The sequence below is a fragment of the Nocardia alni genome (assembly GCF_019038435.1).
GTDB classification, from domain to species: Bacteria; Actinomycetota; Actinomycetes; order Mycobacteriales; family Mycobacteriaceae; genus Nocardia; species Nocardia alni.
The window spans coordinates 22,999-49,971 of record NZ_JAGPOX010000052.1; the positions used below are offsets into that span (position 1 = coordinate 22,999).

26 protein-coding genes are annotated in these 26,973 nt (G+C 67.7%); 14 read left to right on the plus strand and 12 right to left on the minus strand.

Features of this window, described 5'->3' with window-relative positions:
* The first annotated feature begins 42 nt into the window (after positions 1-42).
* From JZ791_RS20675 to JZ791_RS20685, 3 genes are all read left to right on the plus strand, one after another.
* Positions 43-558, plus strand: a complete 516-nt coding sequence (locus JZ791_RS20675) for an EXLDI protein (RefSeq protein ID WP_216896805.1) — start codon at positions 43-45, stop codon at positions 556-558.
* Positions 559-702: 144 nt separating this feature from the next.
* Entirely contained in the window at positions 703-1,656 is a 954-nt protein-coding gene (locus tag JZ791_RS20680) for an ATP-binding cassette domain-containing protein (protein WP_216896806.1), read from the plus strand.
* Positions 1,656-2,465: an ABC transporter permease gene (locus tag JZ791_RS20685; protein ID WP_216896807.1), complete on the plus strand. Its 810-nt coding sequence runs from the start codon at positions 1,656-1,658 to the stop codon at positions 2,463-2,465. Before JZ791_RS20680 ends, JZ791_RS20685 begins: the two co-directional genes overlap by 1 nt.
* A 53-nt stretch (positions 2,466-2,518) precedes the next feature.
* On the opposite strand, the gene JZ791_RS20690 is transcribed toward JZ791_RS20685, so the two are convergent.
* The gene (locus JZ791_RS20690; RefSeq protein ID WP_216896808.1) at positions 2,519-3,445 is read right to left on the minus strand and encodes a LysR family transcriptional regulator; all 927 of its coding nucleotides are present in this window, start codon (positions 3,443-3,445) and stop codon (positions 2,519-2,521) included.
* Between the two features lie 89 nt (positions 3,446-3,534).
* Here JZ791_RS20690 and JZ791_RS20695 point away from each other — a divergent pair, with 89 nt between their 5' ends.
* A complete protein-coding gene (locus JZ791_RS20695) occupies positions 3,535-4,620 on the plus strand; it encodes a YeiH family protein (protein ID WP_216896809.1) in 1,086 nt (361 codons plus the stop codon).
* Positions 4,621-4,638: 18 nt separating this feature from the next.
* On the opposite strand, the gene JZ791_RS20700 is transcribed toward JZ791_RS20695, so the two are convergent.
* The gene (locus JZ791_RS20700) at positions 4,639-5,283 is read right to left on the minus strand and encodes an HAD family hydrolase (protein ID WP_216896810.1); all 645 of its coding nucleotides are present in this window, start codon (positions 5,281-5,283) and stop codon (positions 4,639-4,641) included.
* Between the two features lie 14 nt (positions 5,284-5,297).
* The gene (locus JZ791_RS20705; protein ID WP_216896811.1) at positions 5,298-5,705 is read right to left on the minus strand and encodes an SdpI family protein; all 408 of its coding nucleotides are present in this window, start codon (positions 5,703-5,705) and stop codon (positions 5,298-5,300) included.
* Between the two features lie 149 nt (positions 5,706-5,854).
* On the opposite strand from JZ791_RS20705, the gene leuS reads away from it, so the two are divergent.
* On the plus strand, positions 5,855-8,722 hold the full coding sequence (gene leuS / locus JZ791_RS20710; protein WP_308163009.1) for a leucine--tRNA ligase: 2,868 nt from the start codon (positions 5,855-5,857) through the stop codon (positions 8,720-8,722).
* Positions 8,723-8,746: 24 nt separating this feature from the next.
* Here leuS and JZ791_RS20715 read toward each other — a convergent pair whose 3' ends face one another.
* The gene (locus JZ791_RS20715) at positions 8,747-9,448 is read right to left on the minus strand and encodes an SDR family oxidoreductase (protein WP_216896813.1); all 702 of its coding nucleotides are present in this window, start codon (positions 9,446-9,448) and stop codon (positions 8,747-8,749) included.
* A 297-nt stretch (positions 9,449-9,745) separates the two neighbouring features.
* Here JZ791_RS20715 and ggh point away from each other — a divergent pair, with 297 nt between their 5' ends.
* Both ggh and JZ791_RS20725 read left to right on the plus strand, forming a co-directional pair.
* The gene (gene ggh, locus JZ791_RS20720) at positions 9,746-11,080 is read left to right on the plus strand and encodes a glucosylglycerate hydrolase (protein ID WP_216896843.1); all 1,335 of its coding nucleotides are present in this window, start codon (positions 9,746-9,748) and stop codon (positions 11,078-11,080) included.
* A gap of 115 nt (positions 11,081-11,195) precedes the next feature.
* Positions 11,196-11,927, plus strand: a complete 732-nt coding sequence (locus JZ791_RS20725) for a glycoside hydrolase family 25 protein (RefSeq protein WP_216896814.1) — start codon at positions 11,196-11,198, stop codon at positions 11,925-11,927.
* 6 nt (positions 11,928-11,933) lie between these two features.
* Here the strand turns inward: JZ791_RS20725 and JZ791_RS20730 are convergent, their stop codons facing one another.
* The 3 genes from JZ791_RS20730 to JZ791_RS20740 form a co-directional block, all read right to left on the minus strand.
* Complete coding sequence (locus JZ791_RS20730) at positions 11,934-12,659, minus strand: amino acid ABC transporter ATP-binding protein (RefSeq protein WP_216896815.1); 726 nt, start codon at positions 12,657-12,659, stop codon at positions 11,934-11,936.
* Positions 12,656-14,449, minus strand: a complete 1,794-nt coding sequence (locus JZ791_RS20735; RefSeq protein WP_438804546.1) for an ABC transporter substrate-binding protein/permease — start codon at positions 14,447-14,449, stop codon at positions 12,656-12,658. Before JZ791_RS20735 ends, JZ791_RS20730 begins: the two co-directional genes overlap by 4 nt.
* A 278-nt stretch (positions 14,450-14,727) precedes the next feature.
* Positions 14,728-15,522 carry an LLM class F420-dependent oxidoreductase gene (locus JZ791_RS20740; RefSeq protein ID WP_216896817.1) on the minus strand — a complete coding sequence of 265 codons (795 nt, stop codon included), beginning with the start codon at positions 15,520-15,522 and terminating at the stop codon, positions 14,728-14,730.
* 245 nt (positions 15,523-15,767) lie between these two features.
* Here JZ791_RS20740 and JZ791_RS20745 point away from each other — a divergent pair, with 245 nt between their 5' ends.
* Positions 15,768-16,868, plus strand: coding sequence for an ABC transporter ATP-binding protein (locus tag JZ791_RS20745; RefSeq protein ID WP_216896818.1), 1,101 nt, complete (start codon positions 15,768-15,770; stop codon positions 16,866-16,868).
* 186 nt (positions 16,869-17,054) lie between these two features.
* Here JZ791_RS20745 and JZ791_RS20750 read toward each other — a convergent pair whose 3' ends face one another.
* Positions 17,055-17,543 carry a winged helix-turn-helix transcriptional regulator gene (locus JZ791_RS20750; protein ID WP_254206026.1) on the minus strand — a complete coding sequence of 163 codons (489 nt, stop codon included), beginning with the start codon at positions 17,541-17,543 and terminating at the stop codon, positions 17,055-17,057.
* A gap of 137 nt (positions 17,544-17,680) precedes the next feature.
* Here JZ791_RS20750 and JZ791_RS20755 point away from each other — a divergent pair, with 137 nt between their 5' ends.
* Together JZ791_RS20755 and JZ791_RS20760 are read left to right on the plus strand one after the other, a co-directional pair.
* Positions 17,681-18,850 carry a thiolase family protein gene (locus JZ791_RS20755; protein ID WP_216896820.1) on the plus strand — a complete coding sequence of 390 codons (1,170 nt, stop codon included), beginning with the start codon at positions 17,681-17,683 and terminating at the stop codon, positions 18,848-18,850.
* Between the two features lie 105 nt (positions 18,851-18,955).
* Positions 18,956-19,933, plus strand: coding sequence for an o-succinylbenzoate synthase (locus JZ791_RS20760; protein WP_216896821.1), 978 nt, complete (start codon positions 18,956-18,958; stop codon positions 19,931-19,933).
* Positions 19,934-19,979: 46 nt separating this feature from the next.
* On the opposite strand, the gene JZ791_RS20765 is transcribed toward JZ791_RS20760, so the two are convergent.
* Complete coding sequence (locus JZ791_RS20765; protein WP_216896822.1) at positions 19,980-20,663, minus strand: DUF2848 domain-containing protein; 684 nt, start codon at positions 20,661-20,663, stop codon at positions 19,980-19,982.
* Positions 20,664-20,820: 157 nt separating this feature from the next.
* Between JZ791_RS20765 and JZ791_RS20770 the strand changes: the two genes are divergently transcribed.
* A complete protein-coding gene (locus JZ791_RS20770; RefSeq protein ID WP_216896823.1) occupies positions 20,821-22,191 on the plus strand; it encodes an MFS transporter in 1,371 nt (456 codons plus the stop codon).
* Here JZ791_RS20770 and JZ791_RS20775 read toward each other — a convergent pair.
* Complete coding sequence (locus JZ791_RS20775; protein ID WP_216896824.1) at positions 22,163-22,810, minus strand: GntR family transcriptional regulator; 648 nt, start codon at positions 22,808-22,810, stop codon at positions 22,163-22,165. The two genes, JZ791_RS20770 and JZ791_RS20775, sit on opposite strands and share 29 nt — an antisense overlap.
* 31 nt (positions 22,811-22,841) lie before the next feature.
* Here JZ791_RS20775 and JZ791_RS20780 point away from each other — a divergent pair, with 31 nt between their 5' ends.
* Positions 22,842-23,630, plus strand: coding sequence for a carbon-nitrogen hydrolase family protein (locus tag JZ791_RS20780; RefSeq protein ID WP_216896825.1), 789 nt, complete (start codon positions 22,842-22,844; stop codon positions 23,628-23,630).
* Positions 23,631-23,661: 31 nt separating this feature from the next.
* Here JZ791_RS20780 and JZ791_RS20785 read toward each other — a convergent pair whose 3' ends face one another.
* Both JZ791_RS20785 and JZ791_RS20790 read right to left on the minus strand, forming a co-directional pair.
* A complete protein-coding gene (locus tag JZ791_RS20785; protein ID WP_216896826.1) occupies positions 23,662-24,099 on the minus strand; it encodes a hypothetical protein in 438 nt (145 codons plus the stop codon).
* A 38-nt stretch (positions 24,100-24,137) separates the two neighbouring features.
* The gene (locus tag JZ791_RS20790; protein WP_216896827.1) at positions 24,138-24,935 is read right to left on the minus strand and encodes a hypothetical protein; all 798 of its coding nucleotides are present in this window, start codon (positions 24,933-24,935) and stop codon (positions 24,138-24,140) included.
* Between the two features lie 854 nt (positions 24,936-25,789).
* Between JZ791_RS20790 and JZ791_RS20795 the strand changes: the two genes are divergently transcribed.
* Both JZ791_RS20795 and JZ791_RS20800 read left to right on the plus strand, forming a co-directional pair.
* The gene (locus tag JZ791_RS20795) at positions 25,790-26,101 is read left to right on the plus strand and encodes a hypothetical protein (RefSeq protein WP_308163010.1); all 312 of its coding nucleotides are present in this window, start codon (positions 25,790-25,792) and stop codon (positions 26,099-26,101) included.
* On the plus strand, positions 26,098-26,952 hold the full coding sequence (locus JZ791_RS20800) for a DUF4388 domain-containing protein (RefSeq protein WP_216896829.1): 855 nt from the start codon (positions 26,098-26,100) through the stop codon (positions 26,950-26,952). Before JZ791_RS20795 ends, JZ791_RS20800 begins: the two co-directional genes overlap by 4 nt.
* Positions 26,953-26,973: the final 21 nt, after the last annotated feature.

Here is a 26,973-nt window from a genome sequence, read left to right on the forward strand (position 1 = left end):
AGAGCCCTTGTGTGTATGTATACGTCTACGTATAGTTGTGACATGCCCAACAAGACCGTGTACGTCTCCGATGACGACCTTCCCCTGTTCCAGCGCGCTCAGGAGCTGGTCGGCGGCAACCTGTCGGGCGCGATCGTGACGGCCCTGCGTCGGTTCATCGAGCTCGAGGAGGGCCGCCAGGCGGGTTTCGACGAGATCGTGCTGGCCGTCGGCCACAACGGCGCCCGGCAGGTCCGCTTCTCCGGCACGCTGCTGACCGACTGGCACGACACCGGCGACAAGGCATTTCGGCGGGTCCGCGTCTACCGCAGCCGCAAGGACAAGTACGTCGTGCACTCCCAGCGCTCGAAGTGGTCCGAGTATCCGACCGAGACCAACTGGATCAAGGATTTCGGCAACTGGCGTCGCATGCTCGGGGTCACCGAGCCGGACTGGGGCGATTTCACCATGGATATCTACGACTCGATCAGTGATCTGAAAGGCAAGGTTCCCGACCACATCTATGAGCGGGTCGCCGGCATCGCCGACCGACCGCACATCGAGGATCTCGACATCTGACGCGCGGCGGGTCCGGCCTGGACCGCCATGCCGGACCCGCGCAACCGACTACACAGGCCGACCGATCACCTTGACCGCATTCCACAGCGGTCACGGATCGGTCGAATCATGCATTCATCCCTATTTATTGATTAGAGGATCACCATGACCGACGACCCCGGCACACCGGCCATCCAGGCCCGCGGCCTGCGCAAATCCTATGGCGAGCAGGTCGTGCTCGACGGGATAGACATCACCGTGCCGCAGGGCACGATCTTCTCCCTGCTCGGCCCGAACGGCGCGGGCAAGACCACCACCGTGCAGATCCTGACCACGCTGCTGCGCGCCGACGACGGCGACATCCGGGTGGGCGGCCACGACGTGGTCGCCGACGCCGACGCGGTACGCCGGGAGATCGGCGTCACCGGGCAGTTCTCCGCGGTGGACGAGCTGATGACCGGCCGGGAGAACCTGCTGCTCATGGGAGATCTGCACCATCTGCCGCGCGGGGAGAGCCGCCGCATCGCCGAGGAGTTGCTGACCAGGTTCGATCTGCTCGACTCGGCCGACAAGGCCGCGAAGGCCTACTCGGGCGGCATGAGCCGCAGGCTCGATCTGGCCATGACCCTGGTCGGCGCGCCCCGCATCATTTTCCTGGACGAGCCGACCACCGGCCTGGATCCGCGCAGCCGCCGCACCATGTGGGGCATCATCCGCGAGCTGGTCGCGGGCGGCGTGACGGTCCTGCTCACCACCCAGTACCTGGAGGAGGCCGATGAACTCGCCGACCGGATCGCGGTACTGGACCACGGCCGCATCGTCGCCCAAGGCACCCCGGAAGAGCTCAAACGCCTGGTACCCGGCGGACATATCCGGCTGACCTTCGCCGACCACACCGCCCTCGACGCCGCCGCGCTGGCGGTCGGCGGGGCGGCGAACGCCGAGGATCTGACCCTCGCGGTGCCCAGCGACGGCGGCGTGCGCTCGCTGCGCAGCGTCCTGGACCGACTCGACACCGCCGGCATCGAACCGGAGGGCCTGGCGGTGCACACCCCCGACCTCGACGACGTCTTCCTCACCCTCACCGGAGCACCGACCACCGAAAAGGAAAACGTGTAATGAGCACCGCCACTGTGTTCACCCACCCCGCCGGCTCACCCTCCCCCTTTCACGCTCTGGCCGACACGGCCACCATGTTTCGCCGGAATATGGTGCACGCCAGGCGATATCCCGGCCTGTCCGCGATGTTGATCATCATGCCGGTCACGCTGCTGCTGATGTTCGACTTCTTCTTCGGTGGTGCGTTCGGCAAGGCCCTGGGCGGGGAGAAGTACATCAATTACGTTGCGCCAGGCATGATTCTGATGGTTCCGGCACTGCTGGTGACCTCGGTGTCGATGATGGTGGCCACGGATATGACCAAGGGCATCATCAACCGCTTCCGCACCATGTCGTTCTCGCATTCGGCGATCCTCACCGGCGAGGTGCTCGGCACCATGCTCCAGGGCCTGCTCGGGGTCGCGCTCATGGTCGCGGTCTCGCTGGCGCTGGGCTTCCGGCCGCACGCGAACGCGCTGGAATGGCTGGCCGCCATCGGACTGATCGCGCTGGCGATCTTCGCACTGAACTGGCTCGGCGCGGGCTTCGGCATGGCGGCCTCCAGCCCGGAGAACGCCAGCAACACCCCCATGCCCGTGATGTACCTGCCGATGCTGGGCAGCGGCCTCATCCCGACCAGCACCATGCCGGTGGGCGTGCGGCAGTTCGCCGAATATCAGCCCTTCACCCCGCTCACCGAGACCGTGCGCGGCCTGCTGATGGGTACGCCGATCGGCGACAACGGGATCCTCGCGATCGGCTGGTGCGTGGTGATCGGACTGATCGGCTACGTGTGGGCCAAGGTTCAGTTCCGCCGCAAGGCCGGCTGAGCCTTCGCCTCTCCCCCGGCCGCCGCGCCGGGGGTTTCGGCGTGCGCGGACACTCACGGGGACGCGGCTGCCTGAACACGCGATTTGTTCGCCACCAACGTCAGGAAATCACCCGTCGCACCGCGCCACCGGGTACCCCGCCGCCACACCGCGCGCAGTGTGCGCGTCATATCCACGTCGACCAGCGGCACCTCGACGAGCCTGCCGTCGTGCAGTTCCTGATTCACCACCAGTTCCGGCAGCGCCGCGGCGAACTCCCCCGCGGCGACGGCCACCTTGACCGCCGAATTCGTCATCAGCTCCATGGCCGGTTCGGCCATCGGTTCGCCGAGCGCGCGTTCCAGGGTTTCCCGTGCGCCCGAACCACTTTCCCGGGTGACCAGCCGCATCCGCGCCAGTTCGCGGCCGGTGAGCGGGCGGCGGCGCCGGGCCAGCGGATGTTCCGGCGCGACCACCAGGACCAGCCGGTCCCGGCCGATCCTGCGGCTGTGCAGATCGGTGGGGACCTCGGGGGATTCCACGAAGCCCAGATCGATTTCGCGGGCCCGCAGGGCGGCGACGACCTCGTGGGAGTTGGCCACACGCAACTGGACGTGCGGATGCTCGCCACGCAGCCGGAATTCCGCGATCCACCGGGGCATCAGGTACTCGCCCACGGTGAAGCTGGCGCCTACCCGGACCGTGGCCTGGGCCTGCGAGGTCAGCGCCAGCGCCCCGGTGACCAGCGCGTCGGCGGCGTCGAGGACCGAGCGGCACCATTCGACGATCATCCGGCCGTGGTCGGTCAGTTCCGCGCCCCGGCTGCGCCGGTCCAGCAGTTCCAGGCGCAGGCGCGCCTCCAGCGTCTTGATCCGCTTACTGGCCGCGGGCTGGCTGATCCGCTGAGCGCGGGCCGCCGCCGAAATACTGCCCAGATCAGCGACATCCACCAGCAGACGCAGGGCGTCCAGATCCAGATCCAGGCGGTGCGTCTCAGCCACAACCAAACCAACTGCCCATAACCAAACATTATAGATACCCTCGACAATGGTGCCTACCAGCCGCATTGCCCTGAGCGCAGGGTGGTCTCATGCAGCGCGACACCCTGTCACCGCCCGAGACGGCCGCCGGCTCGCCGACCCGTTCGACGAGCCTTTCGCGGCTGAGCACGGCTCTCGGGACGATTCCCGGCCTGGGGCTCGCGCTGGCCATCGCGGCGGCCGCGACGGCTCTGGGGCGGCTGCTGCCGATCGTCGGCGGACCGGTCATCGGCATCGTGATCGGCGTGGTCCTGGCCGTGGTGATCCGCCCGGGCACACGCCTGAAGCCCGGCATCGGCACCGCGAGCAAGACGGTGCTGCAACTGTCCGTGGTGATTCTGGGCTCGCAACTGTCGCTGACCGAGGTGGTGCGGGTCGGGGTGAGTTCGCTGCCGGTGATGGCGGGCACGCTCGCGATATGCCTGGTCGCGGCCTATTTCATCGGGCGCTGGATGGGGATCGTCGGCGATCTGCGCACGCTGATCGGCGTCGGCACCGGCATCTGCGGCGCCTCGGCCATCGCGGCGGTGACCCCCGTCATCGGCGCCGTCGGGGTCGACGTCGCGTACGCGGTCTCCACGATCTTCCTGTTCAATATCGCCGCGGTCCTCACCTTTCCCCTGCTCGGGCACCTGCTGGGATTGAGCCAGCACAGTTTCGGACTGTTCGCCGGCACGGCGGTGAACGACATGTCCTCGGTGGTGGCGGCCTCGACGACCTACGGTGCGGCGGCGGCCAACTACGCGGTCGTCGTCAAGCTCACCCGCACCCTGTGGATCATTCCGGTCTGCCTGGGCCTGGCCGCGGTGGCCGGGCGCGGATCGCGACCGGAGCCCGGTGCGCGGCCGACGGCGCCCCGACTGCGGTTACGTCGCCTCGTGCCCTGGTTCCTGGTCGGGTTCCTGCTGGTCGCGGCCGCCAACTCGGCCGGGCTGATTCCGGCGCACAGCCATCACGCACTGAGCCTGGTTTCGACATTTCTGATCACCACCGCGCTGTCGGCCATCGGACTGTCGACCGACCTGTCGAGTCTGCGCGCGGCGGGACCACGTCCGGTACTGCTCGGTGGAATTCTGTGGATCGTCGTGACGGCCGCGAGCCTCGGGCTGCAATTCGCCACCGGTGGACTTCGGTGACCCCGGCCGTCAGGCGGATCAGTGTGCGCGGTGGGCGGCGAGCCAACCGGGAAATGCGGTGAGGTCCGGGAGCACCACGTCCGCGCCCGCCGCCTGTAACTCCTCGACCGAACAGGGGCCGGTGGCCACCGCGACGGAATAGGCGTTCGCGGTGCGCGCGCCCCGGACGTCACCGACGTGATCGCCGACGTAGACAGCGGCGCCGTGTGCGCGCAGCGCCTGCGCCTTACCCTCGGCCCACAGATCCCCGACGACCGCATCGGCCGCGATGTCCAGGTGAGTCAGGTGCAACTTGGCGTTCGGTTCGAACTTGGCGGTGACCACGACCGCGCGGCCGCCGGTGGCCTGGACCGCCGCCACCGCCTCGCGCGCGCCGGGCATCGCCCGGGTCCCGGTGATGGCGAAGGAGGGGTACAGCTGCCGGTACAGCGCGAGCATCTCCGGGACGGCCTCGGCCGGGAACCAGTTCGCGAGTTCGTCCTCGAGCGGCGGGCCGAGCCGGGTGACCACCAGATCGCAGTCGATATCGACGCCGGTGCGCTCGGCCAGGGCCAGATAGCAGGCACGGATGCCGGGGCGGGAGTCGATCAGCGTCATATCCAGGTCGAAGCCGACCGTCACCGCGGCGCGAGCGTCGGTACCGCCGGTAGAGACAGCGCCCATCGATCCGGGCCGGCTCAGTTGGCCGGCTGGCAGGCGTCGCGCAGCGCGCAGGCGCCACAGGCGTGGCCGCAGTCGCCGATCTCGGGTGCGGGGGCCGAGCCCGCGACGGACTGTCCGGCGGCGTTCGCGCCCGCACCCAGGGCGAACAGCGCGATCACGGCGGTGAGCACCGCGGCCACGATCCCGACCACGACCGGGGCCGCCAGCGCACCGACCGCGCCCGCGGCCAGCAGCACACCCGCGCCGACCGAGGTGGGCGCGGCGACCCGGTTGGCGACGCGGAAGGCCTCCGGCGTGCGCAATGCCTCTTCGGTGTGCACACCGAAGAAACGGTTGCGGGGCAGGGCGCCGATCAGCCCGAGTACCCCGGTGACGACGGCGACGGCCGCCAGCACGAACAGGATCAACGCCACTACGAACACGTCGATCACGCTACTCGGCAGGCGAATCCGGACCCCTGCGGGTCGGGCCCAGTGTGACCCGTGCCCCTTTTTGGGCCTTGACATGCACACGCTCTACCCTGATGAGCAACGCCATCCGGGGAGATACAGGACTAGCAGAAGGCAGAAACGTGCAGGACACTCGTGCAACAGAAACACCCGGCGCCGCCGCCGGTACCAGCGACGTGCCCGCACACCGCTACAGTGCCGAGCTGGCCGGAGTCGTCGAACGCAAGTGGCAGCGCGCCTGGGAGGAGCGCGGCACCTTCCACGCGCCCAATCCGGTCGGCCCGCTGAGCGGCCCCACCCCGGTCGACAAGCTGTTCATCCAGGACATGTTCCCGTATCCGTCGGGCGCGGGCCTGCACGTCGGACATCCGCTGGGCTATATCGCGACCGATGTCTTCGCCCGCTATCACCGCATGACCGGCCGCAACGTGCTGCACGCCCTGGGCTACGACGCCTTCGGCCTGCCCGCCGAGCAGTACGCGGTGGAGCACGGCACCCACCCGAGGGTGACCACCGAGTCGAATATCGCCACCATGCAGCGCCAGCTGGACAGGCTGGGCCTGGGGCACGACCAGCGGCGCTCGTTCGCCACCACCGACCCCGAGTTCTACAAGTGGACGCAGTGGATCTTCCTGCAGATCTACAACTCCTGGTACGACGAGACCAAGAACACAGCGCGACCGATAACCGAGCTGACCGCCGAATTCGACAGCGGCGCACGCACACCCGCCGAGGGCCCGGCCTGGGCGCAGCGCGATCCGGCCGAGCGCGCCGCTCTGATCGACTCGTATCGCCTGGTCTACCAGACCGAATCGGTCGTCAACTGGTGCCCGGGCCTGGGCACCGTACTGGCCAACGAGGAGGTCACCGCCGACGGCCGCTCCGATCGCGGCAACTTCCCGGTGTTCCGTAAGCGGTTGCGGCAGTGGATGATGCGCATCACCGCGTACTCCGACCGCCTGATCGACGATCTGGACGAGCTGGACTGGCCGGACAACGTGAAGGCCATGCAGCGCAACTGGATCGGCCGCTCGCGCGGGGCGCAGGTGACGTTCGCCGCCGGCGACGAGGTCATCGAGGTCTTCACCACCCGGCCCGACACCCTGTTCGGCGCGACGTATGTGGTACTGGCCCCCGAGCACGAACTGGTCGACACGCTGACCGCGGGCGCCTGGCCCGCCGACACCGACGCGCGCTGGACGTTCGAATCCGCCACCCCCGCCGAAGCCGTTGCGGCGTACCGCAAGTCGATCACGGCCAAATCGGATCTGGAGCGCCAGGAGAACAAGGACAAGACCGGCGTCTTCCTGGGCGCCTACGCCACCAATCCGGTGAACGGCGCGCAGGTGCCGATCTTCATCGCCGACTACGTGCTGAGCGGGTACGGCACCGGCGCGATCATGGCCGTACCGGGCCACGACGCGCGCGACTGGGACTTCGCCACCACCTTCGGTCTGCCTATCCTGGAAGTCGTCGCGGGCGGCGATGTTTCGCAGGCGGTGTATTCGGGCGAGGGCACGCTGGTGAACTCCGGCTACCTGGACGGGCTGGATATCGAATCCGCCAAGGCCAAGGTGATCGCGCAGCTGGAGGCCGACGGCCACGGCCGCGGCACCATCCAGTACAAGCTGCGCGACTGGCTCTTCGCCCGCCAGCGCTACTGGGGCGAGCCGTTCCCGATCGTGTACGACGAAACAGGCCAGGCCCATCCGCTGCCGGAATCCATGTTGCCGGTGCAGCTGCCGGAGGTGAAGGACTTCGCGCCGGTCACCTTCGATCCGGAGGACGCCGACTCCGAGCCGTCGCCGCCGCTGGCCAAGGCCACCGAATGGGTGAACGTCGAACTGGATCTGGGCGACGGGCCCCGGACCTACCGCCGCGACACCAATGTCATGCCGCAGTGGGCGGGTTCCTCCTGGTATCAGCTGCGCTACGCGGATCCGACGAATACCGAGGTGTTCTGCGCGCCGGAGAACGAGCGGTACTGGCTGGGCCCGCGTCCGGCCGAACACGGTGCGAAGGACCCGGGCGGCGTGGATCTGTACGTCGGCGGCGTGGAGCACGCGGTGCTGCACCTGCTGTACTCGCGCTTCTGGCAGAAGGTGCTGTTCGACCTGGGCCACGTGTCCGGCCCGGAGCCGTATCGCCGCCTGTTCAACCAGGGCTACATCCAGGCCTTCGCCTACCGGGATTCGCGCGGGACGCCCGTGCCGGCCGCCGAGGTCGTCGAGCGGGACCGGAAGTTCTTCTGGACCAACACTTCCGGTGTCGAGGAGGAGGTCGTCCAGGAGTACGGCAAGATCGGCAAGTCGCTGAAGAACGCCATCTCCCCCGACGAGATCTGCGATCTGTACGGCGCGGACACCTTCCGTTTCTACGAGATGTCGATGGGTCCGCTGGACACCTCGCGTCCGTGGGCGACCAAGGACGTAGTCGGCGCGCACCGCTTCCTGCAGCGGGTATGGCGGCTGGTGGTGGACGAGGAGTCCGGCGCGGTGCGGGTCACCGACGCCGAGCCGACCGCCGAGGCGCTGCGCCTGCTGCACCGCACGATCGCCGGTGTCGGCGACGACTACGCCCATCTGCGCGACAACACCGCGGGCGCGAAGCTGATCGAGCTGACCAACTTCCTGACCAAGAACTACCCCGACGGCGCCCCGCGTGCGCTGGTGGAACCGCTGGTGCTGATGCTGGCGCCGACGGCCCCGCACATCACCGAGGAGCTGTGGGAGCGCCTGGGCCACACCGCCGCCCTGGCGCACGGTCCGTTCCCCGTCGCGGATCCCGCACTGCTGGTCGAGGATTCGGTGGAGTATCCGATCCAGGTGAACGGCAAGGTCCGCAGCCGGGTCAGCGTCCCCGCCGCGGCCGACGCCGCGACGATCGAGGCCGCCGCCCTGGCGGACGAGAAGCTGCTGGAGTTCCTGAACGGCAAGCCCGCTCGCAAAGTCATCGTCGTCCCGGGGCGCCTGGTCAACGTCGTCGCCTGATCGTCACGGGGGCGCCGGGATCGTTCAGCGCGCGATAGGCCGCAGGACGATCTCGGTGGGGTGGGCGTCGTGCGGCGTCTCCACGGCCGTGCGCACCGCCCGCGCGACGGTCTCGGGGGTCAGGAAGTCCTCCGGCCGATACTCTCGCCCCTCCCCCGCGACGATGGCGCGCTGCATATCGGTGTCGATGCGGCCGGGATGCAGGGAGGTCACCCGCAGGTCCGGTTCCTCGAGCCGCAGCGCGTCACCGAAGGCTCGCATACCGAACTTGCTGGCGGCATAGACTCCCCACCCCGGGTTCACCCGCAGTCCCGCGCCCGAATTGATCAGCACCACATGGCCTTCGGCCACCCGCAGCGCGGGCAGCAGCAGTCTGGTCAACTCGGCGACGGCGATCAGGTTCGCCTCCAAGGTATTTCGCCACTGCTTCACCGAAGAGTCCGCGATGGAACCCAATTCGGCCACACCGGCGTTGTGTACCAGCACATCGAGACGCTCGATCGACGCGGTGGCCGCCGCGAGCGCGTCGTAATCGGTCAGCTCCACCGGCCAGCCGGTCGCGCCGGGCAGCTCGGCCAGGATCGGAGCGAGCGATTCGGCGGTGCGCGCGCCGAGCAGCAGCCGGTGCGTGGGCGCCAACTCCCTGGCGATCGCCGCACCCAGCCCTCGGCTCGCCCCCGTGATCAGCGCGATCGGCTGGCTGGATGTGACACCGGAAGCAGTCATGGACCTCACCCTAACCAGCCGCGAACATGCCGCCGCCTGCGCGTGCTCCACCGGCGCACTATCCTCCCGAGCGGCGTGGATATCCATATTGGTGGCGGTTATCGCACAACTGGGTGTATCAATCTCGGGTCAGCTCCACAGTCACATGGCCGTGATTCATGAACCGTGCAATTCACGAAACCGAGGCACCAGGTGAGAACTGCCGCAGGCGGGCCGATCGCCGATCTGTCCCAGGCCGCCGAGCCCCAGGAGGGTGCGCAGCGCGCGTACCTGAAGGTGTCGTCGCAGAATAAAGGGATGAACGGGCCCGGCTTCACACCAACTCAACTCGCGGCCCGGGCCGCCTACCTGCTGCGCGGCAACGATCTGGGCACGATGACCAGCGCCGCTCCCAAGCTGTACCCGCACATGTGGAGCTGGGACGCCGCCTTCGTCGCGGTGGGCCTGGCCCCGCTGAGCGTCGAGCGCGCCGTGGTCGAGCTGGACACCCTGCTGTCTGCGCAGTGGAAGAACGGGATGATCCCGCACATCGTGTTCGCCAACGGCGTGGACGGCTACTTCCCCGGACCGGCGCGCTGGGAGTGCCGCCGCCTGGCCGCCAACGCGCCCGACGGCCCGGACACCTCCGGCATCACCCAGCCGCCCGTGCACGCGATCGCCGTGCAGCGGATCCTGGATCATTCGCGCCGCCACGGGCGCAGCACCCGCGCGGTGGCCGAGGAGTTCCTGGATCGGCGCTGGACGGATCTGATGCGCTGGCATCGCTGGCTCGCCAATGCCCGGGACGTGAAACAGAACGGCCGCATCACGATCTACCACGGCTGGGAGTCGGGCATGGACAACTCCCCGCGCTGGGACCGCGCCTACGCCAACGTGGTCCCGGGCGATGTGCCGCCCTACGAGCGCGAGGACCTCGTGCTGGTGGATCCCGCCCAGCGCCCGACCGACCGCGAGTACGACCGCTACCTGTGGCTGGTCGAGCAGATGCGCCGCGGCGGATACGACGATTACGAACTTGCCTCGACGATGAGCTTCGCGGTGGAGGACGTCTTCGTCACCGCCATCTTCGCGCTGGCCTGTGAGGTCCTGGCCGGCATCGGCGAGGACTACCGGCTGCCCCGCGCCGACGTGCGCGAGCTGTACGAATGGGCCGACTATTTCCGCGCGGGCGTGGTGGATACCGCCGACCCGCGCTCGGGCGCCGCACGCGATTTCGACCTGCGCCTGGGCCAGTGGATCGACACGGAGACCCTGGCGATCTTCGCGCCGCTGCTGAGCGGCGGCCTGCCACGTGATGCCGAACGCAGCCTGCTGCGGATCTTCGAGGGGCCGCGGTTCTGCGGTCATCCGGATCTGCGGTACGCGCTGCCGCCGTCCACCTCGCCGGTCTCCCGGGACTTCCGCCGCGCCGAATACTGGCGCGGTCCGGTATGGCCGGTGATGAGCTGGCTGTTCTCCTGGGTGTTCGCCCGCCGCGGCTGGGCCGAGCGATCGTTCATGCTGCGCGCGGAGGGGCTGCGACAGGCCAGCGACGGGAGCTTCGCCGAGTACTACGATCCGTTCAGCGGTGCGCCGCTGGGCAGTATGCAGCAGTCGTGGACGGCGGCCTCGGTACTGGACTGGCTCGGCTGAACGCACACCGCAGGCGCCTGCGTTTCGGGACTTTTGTACAAATCAGCACATCTGTCGCTAATATGCGTCACCGATCACTGCGGTCATGATCGCCACAGGCATTACCCTCGAAGCCATGTATCGACGCACGAAGGCTCGTCCGAGTGTCCGTCGCACACTCGGCTCGTTATTTGCCCTGACGACCGTTGGCATACTCTCCGCAACCGGAGTGTCCGCCGCGGACTCGACGGGGCCGGACGTCTCATCCTGGCAGCATGTGGACGGCAGGTTCATCAACTGGTTCGCCGTGCGCGCCGCGGGCCACAACTTCGCCATGCTCAAGGCCACCGAGGGCCTGAGCTACGTGAACCCCTACTTCGTCCCCGACAGCCTGCTGATGCGCGCGGCCGGAGTGGCCCGCGGCACCTACCACTTCGCCCGGCCGAATTTGCCGCCCGAACCGCAGGCAACCCTCTACGCCACCGTGGCGCTCGGCCAGAACGGGCCGCTGGATCTGCCGCCGGTCCTGGACCTGGAGACCTCCGGCGGACTACCGCCCGCGGCGCTCATCGACTGGACGCACCGCTACCTGAACACGGTGCAGTCGCTCACCGGCCGGGTGCCGATCATCTACACCTATCCGCGGTTCTGGCGCACCGCCATGGCGGATACTAACCAGTTCACCCAGTATCCGCTGTGGATCGCCGACTACAGCGGTAAGCCCGCGCCCGACGTCCCCGGCGGCTGGCCGACCTGGACCTTCTGGCAGAAGACCGATTCGGGCATCGTGCCCGGCATAGCGGGCAACACCGATATCAACGTCTACAGCGGCGCACAGGGCGACTTCGGGCGATACGCGCAGATGTGAGAGTCGTCACAGCACCTGCGACAGGAATTGGCGCAGGCGCGGGGTGTGCGCGTCGTCGAAAAGCCGGTCCGGCGAGCCGGATTCGACGACCAAGCCCTGATCCATGAACACCACGCTGTCGGAAACCGAACGGGCGAAACCCATTTCGTGAGTCACCACGATCATGGTCATACCGCCCGAGGCCAGGTCCGCCATCAGTGCCAGCACACCCTTGACCAGCTCCGGATCCAGTGCGGAGGTGGCCTCGTCGAACAGCATCAGCTCCGGCTTCATCGCCAGCGCACGGGCGATGGCCACCCGCTGCTGCTGTCCGCCGGACAGATTGGCCGGGCGGGTGTCCGCGCGCGCGGCCAGGCCGACGATCTCGAGCTGTTCCAGCGCCACGGCCCGGGCCGCGTCCCTGGACAGCCCGCGCAGCTTGCGCGGGCCCAGGGCGACGTTGTCCAGCACGCTCCGGTGCGGGAACAGGTTGAACTGCTGGAACACCATGCCGATGCGCTGGCGCAGCCGGTCGGGATTCTCTGTGAGCACCGAGGTCCCATCGATCAGCACGTCGCCGGAGTCCGGCTCGTAGAGCCGGTTGAGCACGCGCAGCAGGGTCGACTTACCGGAACCGGACGGGCCGATGACGGTGGTGGTCTGCCCGGCGTCCACGTGGATGTCGACGCCACGCAGCACATGATTGCGGCCGAGGGTGAGATTCAGGCCGACGCCGGCCAGGGAGGAACTCATGCTCCACGTCCTTCCGTGACGGTGGCCTGTTCGATCGGTTCCGCCGCGGACTCGGTGCGCCCGGTGCGCAGTCGCCGGTCGATGTAGTTCACCAGATGGGTCAGCGGGACGGTCAGCAGCAGATACACCAGGCCCGCGGCGACCAGCGGGGACAGGTTGCCGCTCTGGGCGTTGAGGTCGCGGCCGACGGCGAACAACTCCCGCTGCGTGGACAGCAGGCCGAGGAAGTAGATCAGCGAGGAATCCTTGATCAGCGAGATGAACTGATTCATCAACGCGGGCAACACCCTTCGCACACCTTGCGGGATCACCACCAGACTCATCGACTGCCGGTAGCCGAACCCGATGGCCCGCGCGGCCTCGAGCTGTCCGGCGTCCACCGACTGGATGCCGGAGCGGAAGATCTCACCGATGTAGGCGGCCGCGAGCAGCGCCAAAGCCACCGCACCCAGCCAGTAGGGATTGTTGCCGGTGAGGCTCTTCACCACAGGACCGATGCCGAGCCCGATCAGCAGGATGATCACGACCGCGGGCAGACCACGGAAGATATCGGTGTAAACCCTTGCGGGCCAGCGCAGCCAGCGGGTGCGTGAAATGCCCGCGACCGCGAGCAGCATGCCGAGAATCGTGCCGATCACGCCCGAGACGAGGGCCAGGATCAGGGTATTCGGCAGACCGGTCTCGAACAGGTCGGGAAATGCCTTGCGGTACAACGACCAATCGAAGAAGGTGGCGCGCAGCTGCGCCAGCGTCGATTTCGGGGCGACCTGAGCGGTGGTGGCACCGCTCTTGTGCTGTGCGGCGATGGCGGCGAAATCGGGCAGCTGCGGCGCCGGCGCGGCCTTGGACCCCGGCTTCCAGCCCGGCGGCAGCACCCGCGGCTCCCAGTTGGAGTAGAGCTTGGCGTAGGTGCCGTCGGCGATGATCGCGTCCAGACCGGCGTTGAGCGCGTCGATCAGCGGCTGATTGTCCTTGCGCACCGCCCACGCGGTGAAGTTGTTCGGGCTGTAGGTGTTCTGCACGATCGAGGTTCCGTCACCGGGTTTGACCGTGCCGGTGGCCTGCGCCGAGGGCGCCACCCAGGCGTCGATCTGCCCGGACTTCAGGCTCGCGTAGGTGGTGTCGTAGTCCGGGAACTTCACCGGATCCATGTGCAGCGTGCTCGTCACGTACTCGTCCTGCACCGAGCCCTGCACGACGCCGATGCGCGCGCCGGGCTTCAGATCCGAGAAACCGTGCACCGCACTGCCGTTCGGCACCACCAGGGAGTAGTAACCGAAGTCGTACCCGTTGGTGAAGCCGACCAGCCGCCGCCGTACATCGGTGGTATCGATGCTCGACGAGCCGACATCGAAGCGCCCGGTGGCCACCGCCGCCAGCAGACCCGAGAACTCGGTGCCCGAGAACTGCACCCGCAGACGGAGTTTCGCGCCGATCGCCTTCAGCAGCTCGTTGTCGAATCCGGTGAACGTGCCCTTCGAATTCACACAGATGCTCGGCGGCGCATCGCTGAGCGTGCCCACGCTCAGCACGCCCGGCGTCAACAGTCCCAGCTTGGTGACGTCGATCTGGTCCAGCGGCTCGGTCGTCGCGGTGGTGTAGTGATCCGCACCCGCATCCGCGCCGGACGCCAGGTTGGTGGGTGCGGCCGAGGCCGAGGCAAGACCAGGCGGCGAGCAGAGGTCATGGCTTGCCGACGAATTGCCGCCGCCGGAGCCGCAGGCGGCCACCAGCAGCACGGGCGCCATCGCCAGCATCGCGACCAGCACACGGGTTCGTGAATGGGACATACGGACCATAGCCGAAAACATTAGCGGGACGTCCCGCACGGCTCGGTGACGCGGTCGGGGATCGTCCAGCACGGCAGCCATGATCCGGTCGATGAGCTCTACACGGAACCGATCTGATCACCCTGATTCGATCGACCCGGTCCTCCCGGCGTACTCGTGGCAGGGACCATGCAACCGGCCGGAATCCGAAATCCGGGACTCCAGCCGGCGGCATGCCAAGGCGGCAACCCGCTCGAGCAACTCGGGATGCCAACGCTCGGGCGTCGAAAAGACAGCCGCTACGCGATCCCGGTGACGGACTCCGGGTTGAACTCGTTGCGCCAGCGGATCGCCTCTTCGAGCTGGGTCAGGTCGTAGTCGGGACCACCCGCGCTCACGGTGAACAGCGTCGCACCCGCCGCCACCAGCGCCGGGGCGGCCTCCACGCCCGGAAAGCTCACCGACCGCTCGATCCCGGCCGGATCGGTGCCGACCTGCGCGCAGTGGTCGGCCAGGATCTTCGACTTGCGTTCCAGGTCGTCCAGATTCGCGAAGGAGTGCCAGATGTCGGCGTACTGGGCCACCAGCCGCAGCGTCTTGCGCTCCCCGCCACCGCCGATCAGGATCGGGATATCGCGCAGCGGCTGCGGGTTCAGCTTGCCCAGGCGGGCGACCAGACGCTCCATGTACTCCTTCAGCAGCGCCAGACGGGTTCCTGCCGTGCCGAATTCGTAGCCGTACTGGTCGTAGTCCTTCTCGAACCAGCCCGCGCCCAGGCCCAGGACCAGACGCCCGCCGGAGATGTGGTCGACGGTGCGGGCCATATCGGCGAGCAGGTCCGGATTGCGGTATCCGGCGCCGGTGACCAGCGCGCCCAGCTGTACGCGCTCGGTCTGCTCGGCGATCGCGCCCAGCATGGTCCAGCATTCGAAGTGGGCGCCGTCCGGATCGCCGTACAGCGGATAGAAGTGGTCCCAGTTGAACACGATGTCCACGCCGAGGTCCTCGGCGCGGCGCACGGCATCGCGAATGAGGTTGTACTCGGGGGCATGCTGCGGTTGCAACTGGACTCCGATGCGAACCGGTCGGGTCATGAGACGCCTTCCTTGAATGTGAACAATCCATGTTCACAGGTGTGTGTTATGCACAATGACCGTCACCGAGGCTACCGCCGCGGGTGCGAGTTCACCGGCCCACTATCCCTGGAAGGTCGACCCGAACAGTCGATCCGACCCGTACTCACCGTCCGACCAGTAGGATTCGAATCCGCGGCACCGCCGCGACCACCCTCTACTCGGATCGTCCGGCACGTTCCTGCCGGTGAAGGGATTGATTCATCATGGCCACGGTCACCTTCGACCATGCCACCCGGCTGTATCCGGGCACCACCAAACCCGCCGTCGACTCCCTGGAGTTGGAGATCCAAGACGGAGAATTCCTGGTTCTCGTCGGTCCCTCGGGATGCGGCAAATCCACCTCGCTGCGCATGCTCGCGGGACTCGAGGACGTCGATGCCGGTCGCATCCTGATCGGCGCCAACGACGTCACCAACGCCGAGCCCAAGCAGCGCGATATCGCGATGGTCTTCCAGAACTACGCGCTCTATCCGCATATGACCGTCGCGGAGAATATGGGCTTCGCGCTCAAGATGGCCAAGGTCGCCAAGGCCGAGAAGGAGCAGCGGGTGCTCGAGGCCGCCAAGCTCCTGGACCTCGAGCAGTACCTGGACCGCAAGCCCAAGGCGCTGTCCGGCGGCCAGCGCCAGCGCGTGGCGATGGGCCGGGCGATCGTGCGCCAGCCGCAGGTGTTCCTGATGGACGAGCCGCTGTCCAACCTCGACGCCAAGCTGCGCGTGCAGACTCGCACGCAGATCGCGCAGCTGCAACGCCGCCTGGGCACCACCACGGTCTACGTCACGCACGACCAGGTCGAGGCCATGACCATGGGCGATCGGGTCGCGGTGCTCAAGGACGGCCTGCTGCAGCAGTGCGCCTCGCCGCGCGAGCTGTACCGGGATCCGGCGAATCTGTTCGTCGCCGGATTCATGGGCTCACCGGCGATGAACCTGTTCACGCTGCCGCTGACCGACGGTGCGGTGCACCTGGGCGGCCATGCGCTGCCGGTACCGCGCAGCGTCACCGACGCCAACGCCCTGACCGGCACGGACGGCAACGTGGTTGTCGGCATCCGGCCCGAACACTTCGAGTTCGGCGACAACGGTTCGGGCATCGGCATGGAGGTGGACGTGGTCGAGGAACTCGGCTCCGACGCCTACGTCTACGGCCGGGCCGTCGCCGAGAACAGTTCGGGCACAGGCGATGCCATCGTCGCCCGCGCCGACTGGCGCAATCCCCCGGCCAAGGGCCAGAAGCTCTCGCTCACGGCCGACCCGGAGAACATCTACTTCTTCGAGCCAGGAGACGGCAAGCGCCTCAACTGAGCCGCCTCCCCACGCCTCGGGCCACTCGTGTGCCGCACCAGTCGCGTCGGCAGTTGACGGTCGGGCGGGGACGAGTTGGCCCGGGTCCGGCGAGTTACCCGAATCTCACGAGATCAGTTGTCACGTTGGCACAACCGGGCCACACGGTCTCGATCAAGGGTCGATAAGCCGGCGCTGAGTTCGAACTCAGTGTCGGCGGCGCCATGCTTTGTTGACCCGGACGCGCAGATTGTCAACGGGGACTTCGTTACCCGCCTCACTGCGGATCTCCAGCCGGACGGGTGCGCCCGTATCGTTCTCCACCCGCTCCAGCGGTGGCACATTCCCCTGGAGATACCGATCCCCCCACTGCCACAGGGCCAGCACCACCGGCAGGGCGTCGGTGCCCATCTGCGTGAGCACGTACTCGTTGCGGGTGCGCTTGCCCTCCTCCCGGTAGGGCCGCTTGCTCAGCAGGCCCGCCTCGGTGAGTTTGCGCAGCGCCGCGGCCGCCGCGGCATCGGTGATGCCGATCCGCTCGGCGAAGCCGTCGAAGCGGGTGGTGCCGTACATCGCCTCACGCAGGATCAGAACCGCCGACCGCGTGCCCACGATGTCCAGCGCCTTGACGATCGAACAGTCGTCCGGCTTCCACGAACGCAGATCGCGCAACGGTCCTTCCAACACCACGGGCATGACATGGATCATACAACTCTGACTTCCCATCAGTATCGTCAGCGTCCTAAACTGGCTATAGGCAGATCAAGTTAGATCGCCCGTCGCGGCACCCCGCCGCGACAGCCGCAACGATGCGGCAGCCGAAAGGACATGCGATGAGAGACGCAGTGATCGTCGAGGCCGTGCGCACACCCATCGGCAAGGGCAAGGCGAACGGCGCCCTGCACCCGGTGCATCCGGTGGATCTGCTGGCGCACAGCCTGCGCGAGGTGGTACAGCGCAGTGGCATCGACCCGGCGCTGATCGACGACGTGATCGGCGGTGTGGTCACCCAGGTCGGGGAGCAGGCCGCTAACATCACCCGCCGGGCCGCATTGGCCGCCGGCTATCCCGAATCGGTGCCCGCCACCACGGTCGACCGGCAGTGCGGCAGCAGCCAGCAGGCCATCCACTTCGCCGCGCAGGGCGTGATCGCCGGGGCATACGACATCGTGGTGGCGGCCGGGCTCGAGTCGATGAGCCGAATTCCGATGGGCTCCAGCGTGGCCGGCGCCACCGACCTCGACGGTGTGGCGTTCGCCGAGCGCTATCCGGACGGCCTTGTGCCGCAAGGGATCAGTGCCGAACTGATCTCCGCCCGCTGGAACCTGTCTCGTCCGGCGATGGACGAGTTCGCCCTGGCCAGTCACGAAAAGGCCGCCGCGGCAACGAAGAACGGCGGCTTCGAGGCCGAACTCGCGCCGTTGTCCGGCCTGACGGCGGACGAGGGAATTCGGGTCGGCAGCACCCTGGACACGCTGGCCGGACTGCGCCCGGCGTATTACAACCCCGAGTACGCCGCCCGATTCCCCGAGATCGGCTGGAATATCACCGCCGCCAACGCGAGTCAGATCAACGACGGCAGCGCCGCGGTCCTGATCATGACCAGCGAGCGCGCCGCCCAGCTGGGCCTGCGCCCCCTGGCCCGGCTGCACGGATTCGCCGTCGCCGGTGACGATCCGTTGCTGATGCTGACCGCCGTGATCCCGGCGACTCGAAAGGTTCTGCAGCGCAGCGGCCTGCGCCTGGAGGACATCGATCTGTTCGAAGTCAACGAGGCATTCGCCGCGGTGGTCCTGGCCTGGGCCCACGACACCGGCGCCGACCTGGACCGGGTCAACGTCAACGGCGGAGCGATCGCCCTCGGCCACCCGCTGGGCGCCTCGGGCGCCCGCCTCACCACCACCCTCGTGCACGCCATGCGCGAGCGCGGCGCCCGCTACGGCCTGCAAACCATGTGCGAGGCAGGCGGCCTGTCCAACGCGATGATCCTGGAACGCCTCTGAGCAACGCGCCGAGTCCCGGCCGACACCACCGAACAGCGATGGTCGGCCGGGCTAGGCTGGCGCGATGACCACGATGAGATCGAGCGTCGACGGGGAGGCTCGAGCGTGAGCGCGGAGCTGGATCCGGAGGCCGCCGTCGTGTACGCGATCCCGATGCGCACCAGGTTTCGCGGCATCACCGTGCGCGAGGGTGTGCTGATCCCCGGGCCGCTCGGGTGGGGGGAATTCTGCCCCTTCGCCGAGTACGACGATCGCGAGGCCGCGAACTGGCTGGCCACCGCGGTCGAGCAGCTCACAGAGGGCTGGCCGGAGCCGGTCCGCGACCGGATTCCGGTCAACTGCACGGTGCCCGCGGTCGATGCCGGACGCGCGCATGCGATCGTCGCCGGATCGGGCTGCCATACGGCGAAGGTCAAGGTCGCCGATCATCCGGAGTCGCTGTCGCAGGATCTGGCCCGGGTCGAGGCGGTGCGCGCGGCGCTCGGTCCCGGCGGCGCGGTGCGGATCGATGCCAACGCCCTCTGGGACGTCGACACCGCCGTCACGCACATCAAACAGATCGACCGTGCCGCAGGGGGTTTGGAATACGTCGAACAGCCGTGCCGCACCATCGAGGAACTCGCGGCCGTGCGCCGCCGGGTGAACGTGCGCATCGCCGCCGACGAATCCATCCGCCGCGCCGAGGACCCGCTGCGCGTGGCCGTCGCCGGGGCCGCCGATATCGCGGTGCTGAAATGCACACCGCTCGGCGGGGTGCGCCGGGCACTGCGGGTAGCCCAGGCCGCTGGTCTGCCCTGCGTGGTCTCCTCGGCCCTGGAGACGAGCGTCGGCCTGTCGGCCCAGCTCGCCCTCGCCGGCGCCCTGCCCGAACTCGACTTCGCCTGCGGGCTGGGCACGCTGAGCCTGTTCGAGGGTGACGTGGTGTCCGATTCGCTGCGCCCGGTCGACGGATTCCTCCCCGTCCCGCGCACGCCGCCCGCCCCGGATCCCGAACTCCTGCACCGTTTCCGGCACACCGATCCGCATCGAACGCGGTGGTGGCTGGACCGCCTCGACCGCGTACGGCAGCTGCTGCCCCACTGACCCACGGTCCGCGATTTCGGCTCGCGACAACGGCATTCGACCAATATCAGCCGATCGGCTCGGCCATCGGCACGACGCGATAGCCGCACTCCAGTGACTCCCCGGTCACCGGATCGGCCATCTCGACCCGCCACGAATCACCGAACTGGTCGACGCCGGGCAGCATGGAGATCGTGCCCGAGATCAGCACGGTCCCGGGCTTGTCCGCGCCGCGCTGGGCCAGTACTCCCAGCCAATACTCGGGCGCGAGCAGATCACCGAGTGTGCCCTGCTGGACCATCCGCGCCGAATCACCCTGTCCTACCCAGGCTTTCAGGGTGATCGCATCCAGGTGATCCGCGACCTGCGACAGCCGCCACGCACGGGCGCCGAGCACGTCGGGGGCCGCGTTCTTGCTCCAGGCCACGCCGTGCGTCTCCAGCGCCCGGTCGGTGTGATCGCAGGCCACGGTCAGCAGCACGTCGTGCGCGGTGATGACCAACGCCCACTCCGCCTCCCCCGAGGTCCGGGCGTGCTGTACGAAGACCTCGTCGGCCTGCTGCGCCAGGTAGGGCGCGATGGGGTACAGCGTCGGCGTGGTCTGCGGCGCGGGCACACCCAGTTCGGCCAGTTCCGCGATATGCGCGGCGACCTCGTCCTGTTGCCGTCCGGCGTAGCCGGCGTTGTAGAGCGCCGTGACATCGACCTGCTCCACGACGCCATCGGGCAGGGTGAAGGTGAGCTGCGGCATCCGGCGATCCTCCTGTTGTTCCGGTCCGGTGTCGGCGGTAATCAACCGTTTACACCGAAAGACTTGCGCATTCGTCTTGTATACAGCAAGTATGTAACCTGTACAACAGCCGGGCCGGGGATAGAGTCGCCCTCGGCTCGCAAAGGACAGGAGCGTCATGTCGGCCGATCACCCGGCACATACCGGTTCACCCGCCGCGGTGGCACAACAACGCGGCGCGCTGATCCGAGCCTTCGCCGCCAGCCTGACCGGCACTTCCCTGGAGTGGTACGACTTCGCGGTCTACTCCTCCGCCTCCGCGCTGGTGTTCCCGCAGGTCTTCTTCCCGAGCGAGGATCCGCTCACCGGAACGCTGCTCGCCTTCTCCACCTATGCCGTCGGCTATCTAGCGCGACCGATCGGCGGATTCGTCTTCGGCCGGCTCGGGGACACCCTGGGCCGCAAACAGCTACTGGTGATCACGCTGCTGCTGATCGGCGTGACCACCGCCGCGATCGGCGTGATCCCCGGCCACTCCGCGATCGGCATCGCGGCCCCGATCATCCTGGTCGCGCTGCGGTTCGCGCAGGGCGTCGCGATCGGCGGCGAATGGGGCGGTGCGGTCCTGCTGTCGAGCGAATACGGCGATCCGCGACGGCGTGGCTTCTGGGCCTCGGCCGCCCAGGTCGGCCCGCCGGCGGGCAATCTGCTCGCCAACGGCGTTCTCGCGCTGCTCACCTGGGCGCTCAGCAAATCCCAATTCGAGAGCTGGGGGTGGCGGGTGGCGTTCCTGGCCTCGGCGCTGCTGGTGGCCTTCGGCCTGTGGATCCGGCTGCGGCTGGAGGACACACCGATCTTCCGGGCCATGCAGGAATCCGGGGAGCGCGCCCAGGCGCCGATTCAGGACGTGCTGCACACCCAGCCCCGCGGCCTGATCGCGGCGGTCCTGTCACGGCTGGCCCCGGATATCGTCTACTCGCTGTTCACCGTGTTCACGATCACCTACTGCACCCATCACCTGCATTTCGCTCGCGGCACGGTCCTGATCGCCGTCCTGATCGGCTCGGGCTTCCAGCTCGTCACGATCCCGTTCGCGGGCGCGGTCTCGGACCGCGTCAACCGGCGGCTGCTCTACGCCGTCGCGACGATCGGGGCACTGGTGTGGACGGTCGTTTTCTTCCCGCTGATCGGCGGCGGCTCATCCCTGGCGCTGATCGTCGGCATCACGATCGGATTGGGGTTCCACTCGTTCATGTACGGACCACAGGCGGCGTTCGTCACCGAGCAGTTCACCATTCACCTGCGCTCGACCGGCGGCGCACTGGCCTACACGATCGGCGGCGTCTTCGGCGGCGCGCTGGCGCCGCTGATCTTCACCACACTGCTGAGCCGCTTCGACAGCTGGATCCCGCTGGCCTGCTACATCCTGGTCGCCGCCGCGCTGACCGTGATCGGGATCGCGTTGGGCCGCGACCCGGACAACAGCGCGGACGAGCGCTACAGCGAACTTGCCGAAAGCATCACGCCCGCAACAGAATTTGTAAAGTGATCTCGAGATGATCGTCGATCTTCGCATGGGCGAGCGGTGCGTCACCGGCCTCGAGCGCGTCGATGATGGCCTGATGCTCACCGCAGACGTGGCGCTGCCGGTCGGCGGTGGCGAACAGCGCGGCCAGGCCCACCCGCAGCTGGCGCGCGCGCAGTCCGGCATAGGTGCTCGACAGCAGATCGCTGCCAGCTGCATCGATGAGGATCTGATGAAATCGGCTGTCCCAGTCGATGAATGCCCGCGCCTGTTCGGCGGCGGCCGAATCCGCGAGTTCCTCCTGCCGTGCCAGCACCTCGCGCATCGCGGCCACCGGCGGCGCACCGGCCGCCAACGTCTTACTGGCCGCGTGCCTTTCGAGCACCCCGCGCAGATCCATGAGCTCGGCCATCTGACGACCACTCATCGCCGGAACGTGCGCACCCCGTTTCGGCACCATCTCCACCAGGCCCTCGGCCTGCAACATCAGCAGCGCCTCGCGGACCGGGGTACGCGAGACGCCGATCCGGTCGGCGAGTTCCTGCTCGTTCAGGAAGACGCCGGTCGCGGGCAGCGACGTCAACACCTGGTCCTTGACGTAGTTGTAGGCCCGCTCCCGCCCCGATAATGCCGCATTATGCATACAATATGTATACACCAGGAAGGTAAGCCGCATGCTCAGCCGAATCGCCCTCGCCCAGGTAACCAGCACCGCGGATCCCGCACGCAATCTCGCCCTCATCGATGCCCATGCGACCCGGGCCGCGGCGGCCGGGGCCCGGCTGCTCGTATTTCCCGAGGCCATGATGCGATGCTTCGGCGCCCCGCTGGAACCGGTCGCGGAACCTCTCGACGGGCCGTGGGCGAATGCGGTCCGCGCCATCGCCGAACGTGACGGACTGACGATCGTCGCCGGGATGTTCACCCCCGCGGATTCGGGCCGGGTGCACAACACCCTGCTGATCACCGGTGGCGGCGCCGAGGCGCACTACGACAAGATCCACCTCTACGACGCCTTCGGCTATGCCGAATCCGACACCGTCGCCCCCGGCGACAAACCGCTGCTGCTCGAGATCGACGGCACCGCGGTGGGCGTCGCGACGTGCTACGACCTCCGCTTCCCCGGGCTGTTCCAGACCCTGGCCGCCGAGGGCGCGAGCCTGATCGTCGTTCCCGCGTCCTGGGGCGACGGCCCGGGCAAGGCCGAGCAGTGGCGGCTGCTCACCCGCGCCCGGGCCCTGGACTCCACCTCCTACATCGCCGCCTGCGATCAGGCCCTTCCGGCCACCGCGGCGGAAACGACCGCGCCGCTCGGTGTCGGCCACAGCCGCGTCGTCGGTCCGGATGGTCAGGTCCTCGCCGCGTTGGACACCGATGCGGACCTGCTGATCACCGATATCGACCCCGACCGGATCACGCAGGTGCGGCGGGTGCTGCCGGTGCTGGCGAACCGGAGGTACTGACGTCGGCCACCGGGAAACTTGCCGCGGCAGCTCACAGTCGTCCGGACTCCCGCACGATCCGCCTGGCCTGAGCCATCAGCATGCCCACGTTGGCCGACTTGCGGCATACGACGGCCACTACCATGTCGTCGCTACTGTCCGCGCGCAGGAACAGATGCGCCAGGTTCTCGCTGTTCACCAGGATCTCCTGGAAGTAGTGCACGTCGCTGTGCACGCCCCTGCGCTCCTTCCAGATGTCCTCGATCATCACGACATTGCGGCCCTGGAACAGCTCCAACGTCGCGGCAGCCAGCAGATCCAGCACCTCGGCGGGATGGTTGTCGACGGTCTGCACCGCCAGCAGCATTCCGGTGGACATATCGATGACCCCGGCGGCCACACAGTCCGGCACATCGGACCGTAGCCGCTTGACCATCAGTCCGACCCGATCGGTCAGGTTGCCGGGACTCGTATTGATAGGCGTGTTCATCGCATCCTTTCTGCTGTCCGCCTCGTGCGGCGGCGTGATTAGGGGGAGGTGTCGTCCGGAAGTTCTTGTGCGCGCGGCGGATACAGCTGGTTGATCCCGCTGGCGCCGCGGCACCGGCGCGGTAGCCGCGACACCTCCGGATCGGGCAGGGCAGTGCGGCCGTCCGAGCCGGCAGGCACGACCAACGCATGCTCGGCCAGCAACCGGGAGACCTCGACGGTCACCGGATACAGGCCGCGGCCCAGCGCGAACGCGATGTCTCGACACCGGTGCTGCCCATTCACACGAAGCAGGATTTCCCGCCGCTGCCCGGGTGGACAGCCACGCAGCAGGGATTCACCCTGCTCGGTGCGCGCCAAGCGATTTCGGTGCGGCGACACCCGCCTGTTGGCCAACGCGCGCAGCCTGCGTTCGGTCTCCTCGGTGAGCCGGTCCGCCTCGATGCCCGTGAAGTAACGCTCCAACACCCTGCCGCCGGGACCCACCGGATCCATATCGATGTCGGTGGTCCAGAAGCTGCCGTCGATCCACCCCGCGGCGATCGCGAACGCGGCGTCGAGCGTCGCTATCTGCTCCAGTGCCCGGCGCTCGGCATCTCCGGACACCGTCCGTCCGGGGCGGGCCAGCAGCTCACGGACGCCAGGAGCCCCCGCGGTGCTGACCATCAGCACCCGCCCCCGCACGACCCGTATTCGTCCGCCCGGATCGCCGGAGATGTGCAGATCGCCCGTTCGCATCACCGTGGATGCCGTCGTCAACTGCCGGGCCACCTCCTGGGCAGCTCGTCGGCCGAACGCCGGCAACCGCGTCGATCCAGCGAAAGCGCCGGTTGTCATGGTTCGAACTCCGCGGATGGAGAAATTGACGGAACACCCGATATTCGGCCGTCGTGCGGGTACGGAATCCCCCCGCACGACGACGATCGAATCGAATCGAAACCCGGGCCGGCGCGTTCTAGCCGCGCCCGGTCACGATAATAGGTTTTCCTGACTGGAAATTTGCCGGATGAACTCTGGCCGCTGACCTATAACCATAAGTACACATATGACTTTGACAAGTTTATCCCTTTGATAGTAGATAGGGCTGTCGCATCGCCCGGGCCACGACAACCATCGAACTCGGTGTCGCGTAGGCCATTCTGTCAGGGGGCAACGTTTAGAGCAACCTTATCCGCCAAATTGCCGCAACAGTCGGGCGAGCTGGCCGACACGATCCACCTCACCCCTGATAGCAGGCCGTTTTACCGCCGAATTACCACGTCACAAGCCAGTAAAGCCCGGTTGATAGCAACTGGAACCAAAACCGCTCGGTCGCTTCATTTCGAGCGATACCGATGCAGCCATCGCCGAGCACAGCACCTCAGCCCTGCCCGCAATCGTCCGATTACCCGAAGGAAACCGACCGAAAGGAATTTATTATCAAGTGCCGAAGAGGCCGGGAATCGCTGCGGGAACCACCATGCCAAGGGTGTGTCTGATTTATCCGGATACCAGTAAGTATCAGATTGCCAGAAGTTATCTGTCATTTTTCTGTACAACCGGCATCGACGGTTGTAGCGTCTGAATTCGAGCTTCTGAATATGACATGACTTCTCTATTTGACATGCGGTGGCACGGTGATCGGAATTGACAGCTGTCTGGAGCAGATTATTGATATTCCGGGCGCGCGAGGCGTAACACTGGTCGATTGTGTGAGCGGCTTGGCCATCGCCGCGGCCGGGCGACACGAACTGCTGGACGAGCATGAGAACGCCGCGGCCACCACGGACGTGGTCCGGGCGGTACTCGGCTGCCCGGCATTGTCGATCGGCGGCGCCAACGACGACATCACCGAGATCCTCGTCTGCGGTCCCGGTGGATATCACCTGCTGAACCTGGTCGACGGAGATTTCGAGGGACGCCTGTTCGTCCATGTGCTCTTCGACGACGACACCGGGAATCTGGCCATGGCGCGATTTCGGCTACGGGCGATCCTGTCCGGGCTCATGGAAAACCGGCCATGAGTGTCGAGCCCGCGATCGTGCTGCGACAGCTGGAGCGAGAACGACGTACCGGCGTGCTGCGCCTGGACGACGGGGCGTTCCATCTGGTCGGCGGCGCCGTCACGGCCGCCGCCTGTCGTCGTGCGACCGGACTGGACCGGCTCGTGGTGGAAACGGGCGTGGCGACGGCCGAGGATTGGTACAGAGCCGAGACCGGTCAGCCGGCGACACTGCTGGAATCCCCGCGGCTGGCCATCCTGGCCCTGCTCTCGGTATTCGACGCCGCGTATTTCCTCTTACCATCGGCCTCCGGTGCGAAATTCCGCCCTACCCAACCCCATTGGCTCGCGCCGATCTGCCGGATCACGCCGGGCACGCTCGTCCACGAGATCCAACGGCGCATCGACACGCCAACACAGACGTGGCCGGCCGAATGGGTCGAGCGTCACCCCGTCGTACCGGTCCGCCGCGTCCGCCGCCGCCGGGTGGCCCTCACCGCCGGCCAGGCCGAGGTGCTCGGCGCCGCGGACGCCCGGCGAAGCGTCGCCGCGATCGCTCACGATCTGGGCCGAACCACGTATACCTGCCTGTCGGCGGTGCGCGATCTGACGGCCGCCGGACTGATCGAAGCGCCGGTGCAGGACATCCCGGCGGCGGAAACCGAACAGACCACACCGACGGACTTCGAGCTCGCCGGGCCCGCATCCGTGCCGGATTCCAGTCCCCCGCTGGATTTCAGACCCGCCCAGCCCGCACCCACGCTCCGACGCCGGACCCCCTCGATGACGACGATCCCCGACGGGGACCGCTGGGAGCCCGTCGACCGGAACCTGCTCATCCGGCTCCGGGCCGCGCTGGACGAACTCGCCTGACCGCGGGCGGACCGCCCGGCA

Excerpts from the sequence above, each read along its gene's own strand:
- JZ791_RS20675 (WP_216896805.1), top strand. The coding sequence starts at position 43 with ATGCCCAACAAGACCGTGTACGTCTCCGATGACGACCTTCCCCTGTTC.
- JZ791_RS20745 (WP_216896818.1), top strand. The coding sequence starts at position 15,768 with ATGGCCACGGTCACCTTCGACCATGCCACCCGGCTGTATCCGGGCACC.
- JZ791_RS20730 (WP_216896815.1), bottom strand. The coding sequence starts at position 12,659 with ATGAGTTCCTCCCTGGCCGGCGTCGGCCTGAATCTCACCCTCGGCCGC.
- JZ791_RS20695 (WP_216896809.1), top strand. The coding sequence starts at position 3,535 with ATGCAGCGCGACACCCTGTCACCGCCCGAGACGGCCGCCGGCTCGCCG.
- JZ791_RS20755 (WP_216896820.1), top strand. The coding sequence starts at position 17,681 with ATGAGAGACGCAGTGATCGTCGAGGCCGTGCGCACACCCATCGGCAAG.
- ggh (WP_216896843.1), top strand. The coding sequence starts at position 9,746 with ATGAACGGGCCCGGCTTCACACCAACTCAACTCGCGGCCCGGGCCGCC.
- JZ791_RS20725 (WP_216896814.1), top strand. The coding sequence starts at position 11,196 with ATGTATCGACGCACGAAGGCTCGTCCGAGTGTCCGTCGCACACTCGGC.
- JZ791_RS20800 (WP_216896829.1), top strand. The coding sequence starts at position 26,098 with ATGAGTGTCGAGCCCGCGATCGTGCTGCGACAGCTGGAGCGAGAACGA.
- JZ791_RS20785 (WP_216896826.1), bottom strand. The coding sequence starts at position 24,099 with ATGAACACGCCTATCAATACGAGTCCCGGCAACCTGACCGATCGGGTC.
- JZ791_RS20740 (WP_216896817.1), bottom strand. The coding sequence starts at position 15,522 with ATGACCCGACCGGTTCGCATCGGAGTCCAGTTGCAACCGCAGCATGCC.
- JZ791_RS20680 (WP_216896806.1), top strand. The coding sequence starts at position 703 with ATGACCGACGACCCCGGCACACCGGCCATCCAGGCCCGCGGCCTGCGC.
- JZ791_RS20780 (WP_216896825.1), top strand. The coding sequence starts at position 22,842 with ATGCTCAGCCGAATCGCCCTCGCCCAGGTAACCAGCACCGCGGATCCC.
- JZ791_RS20750 (WP_254206026.1), bottom strand. The coding sequence starts at position 17,543 with ATGCCCGTGGTGTTGGAAGGACCGTTGCGCGATCTGCGTTCGTGGAAG.
- JZ791_RS20685 (WP_216896807.1), top strand. The coding sequence starts at position 1,656 with ATGAGCACCGCCACTGTGTTCACCCACCCCGCCGGCTCACCCTCCCCC.
- JZ791_RS20715 (WP_216896813.1), bottom strand. The coding sequence starts at position 9,448 with ATGACTGCTTCCGGTGTCACATCCAGCCAGCCGATCGCGCTGATCACG.
- JZ791_RS20775 (WP_216896824.1), bottom strand. The coding sequence starts at position 22,810 with ATGCATAATGCGGCATTATCGGGGCGGGAGCGGGCCTACAACTACGTC.
- JZ791_RS20770 (WP_216896823.1), top strand. The coding sequence starts at position 20,821 with ATGTCGGCCGATCACCCGGCACATACCGGTTCACCCGCCGCGGTGGCA.
- JZ791_RS20700 (WP_216896810.1), bottom strand. The coding sequence starts at position 5,283 with ATGGGCGCTGTCTCTACCGGCGGTACCGACGCTCGCGCCGCGGTGACG.
- JZ791_RS20790 (WP_216896827.1), bottom strand. The coding sequence starts at position 24,935 with ATGACAACCGGCGCTTTCGCTGGATCGACGCGGTTGCCGGCGTTCGGC.
- JZ791_RS20735 (WP_438804546.1), bottom strand. The coding sequence starts at position 14,449 with ATGTCCCATTCACGAACCCGTGTGCTGGTCGCGATGCTGGCGATGGCG.
- JZ791_RS20765 (WP_216896822.1), bottom strand. The coding sequence starts at position 20,663 with ATGCCGCAGCTCACCTTCACCCTGCCCGATGGCGTCGTGGAGCAGGTC.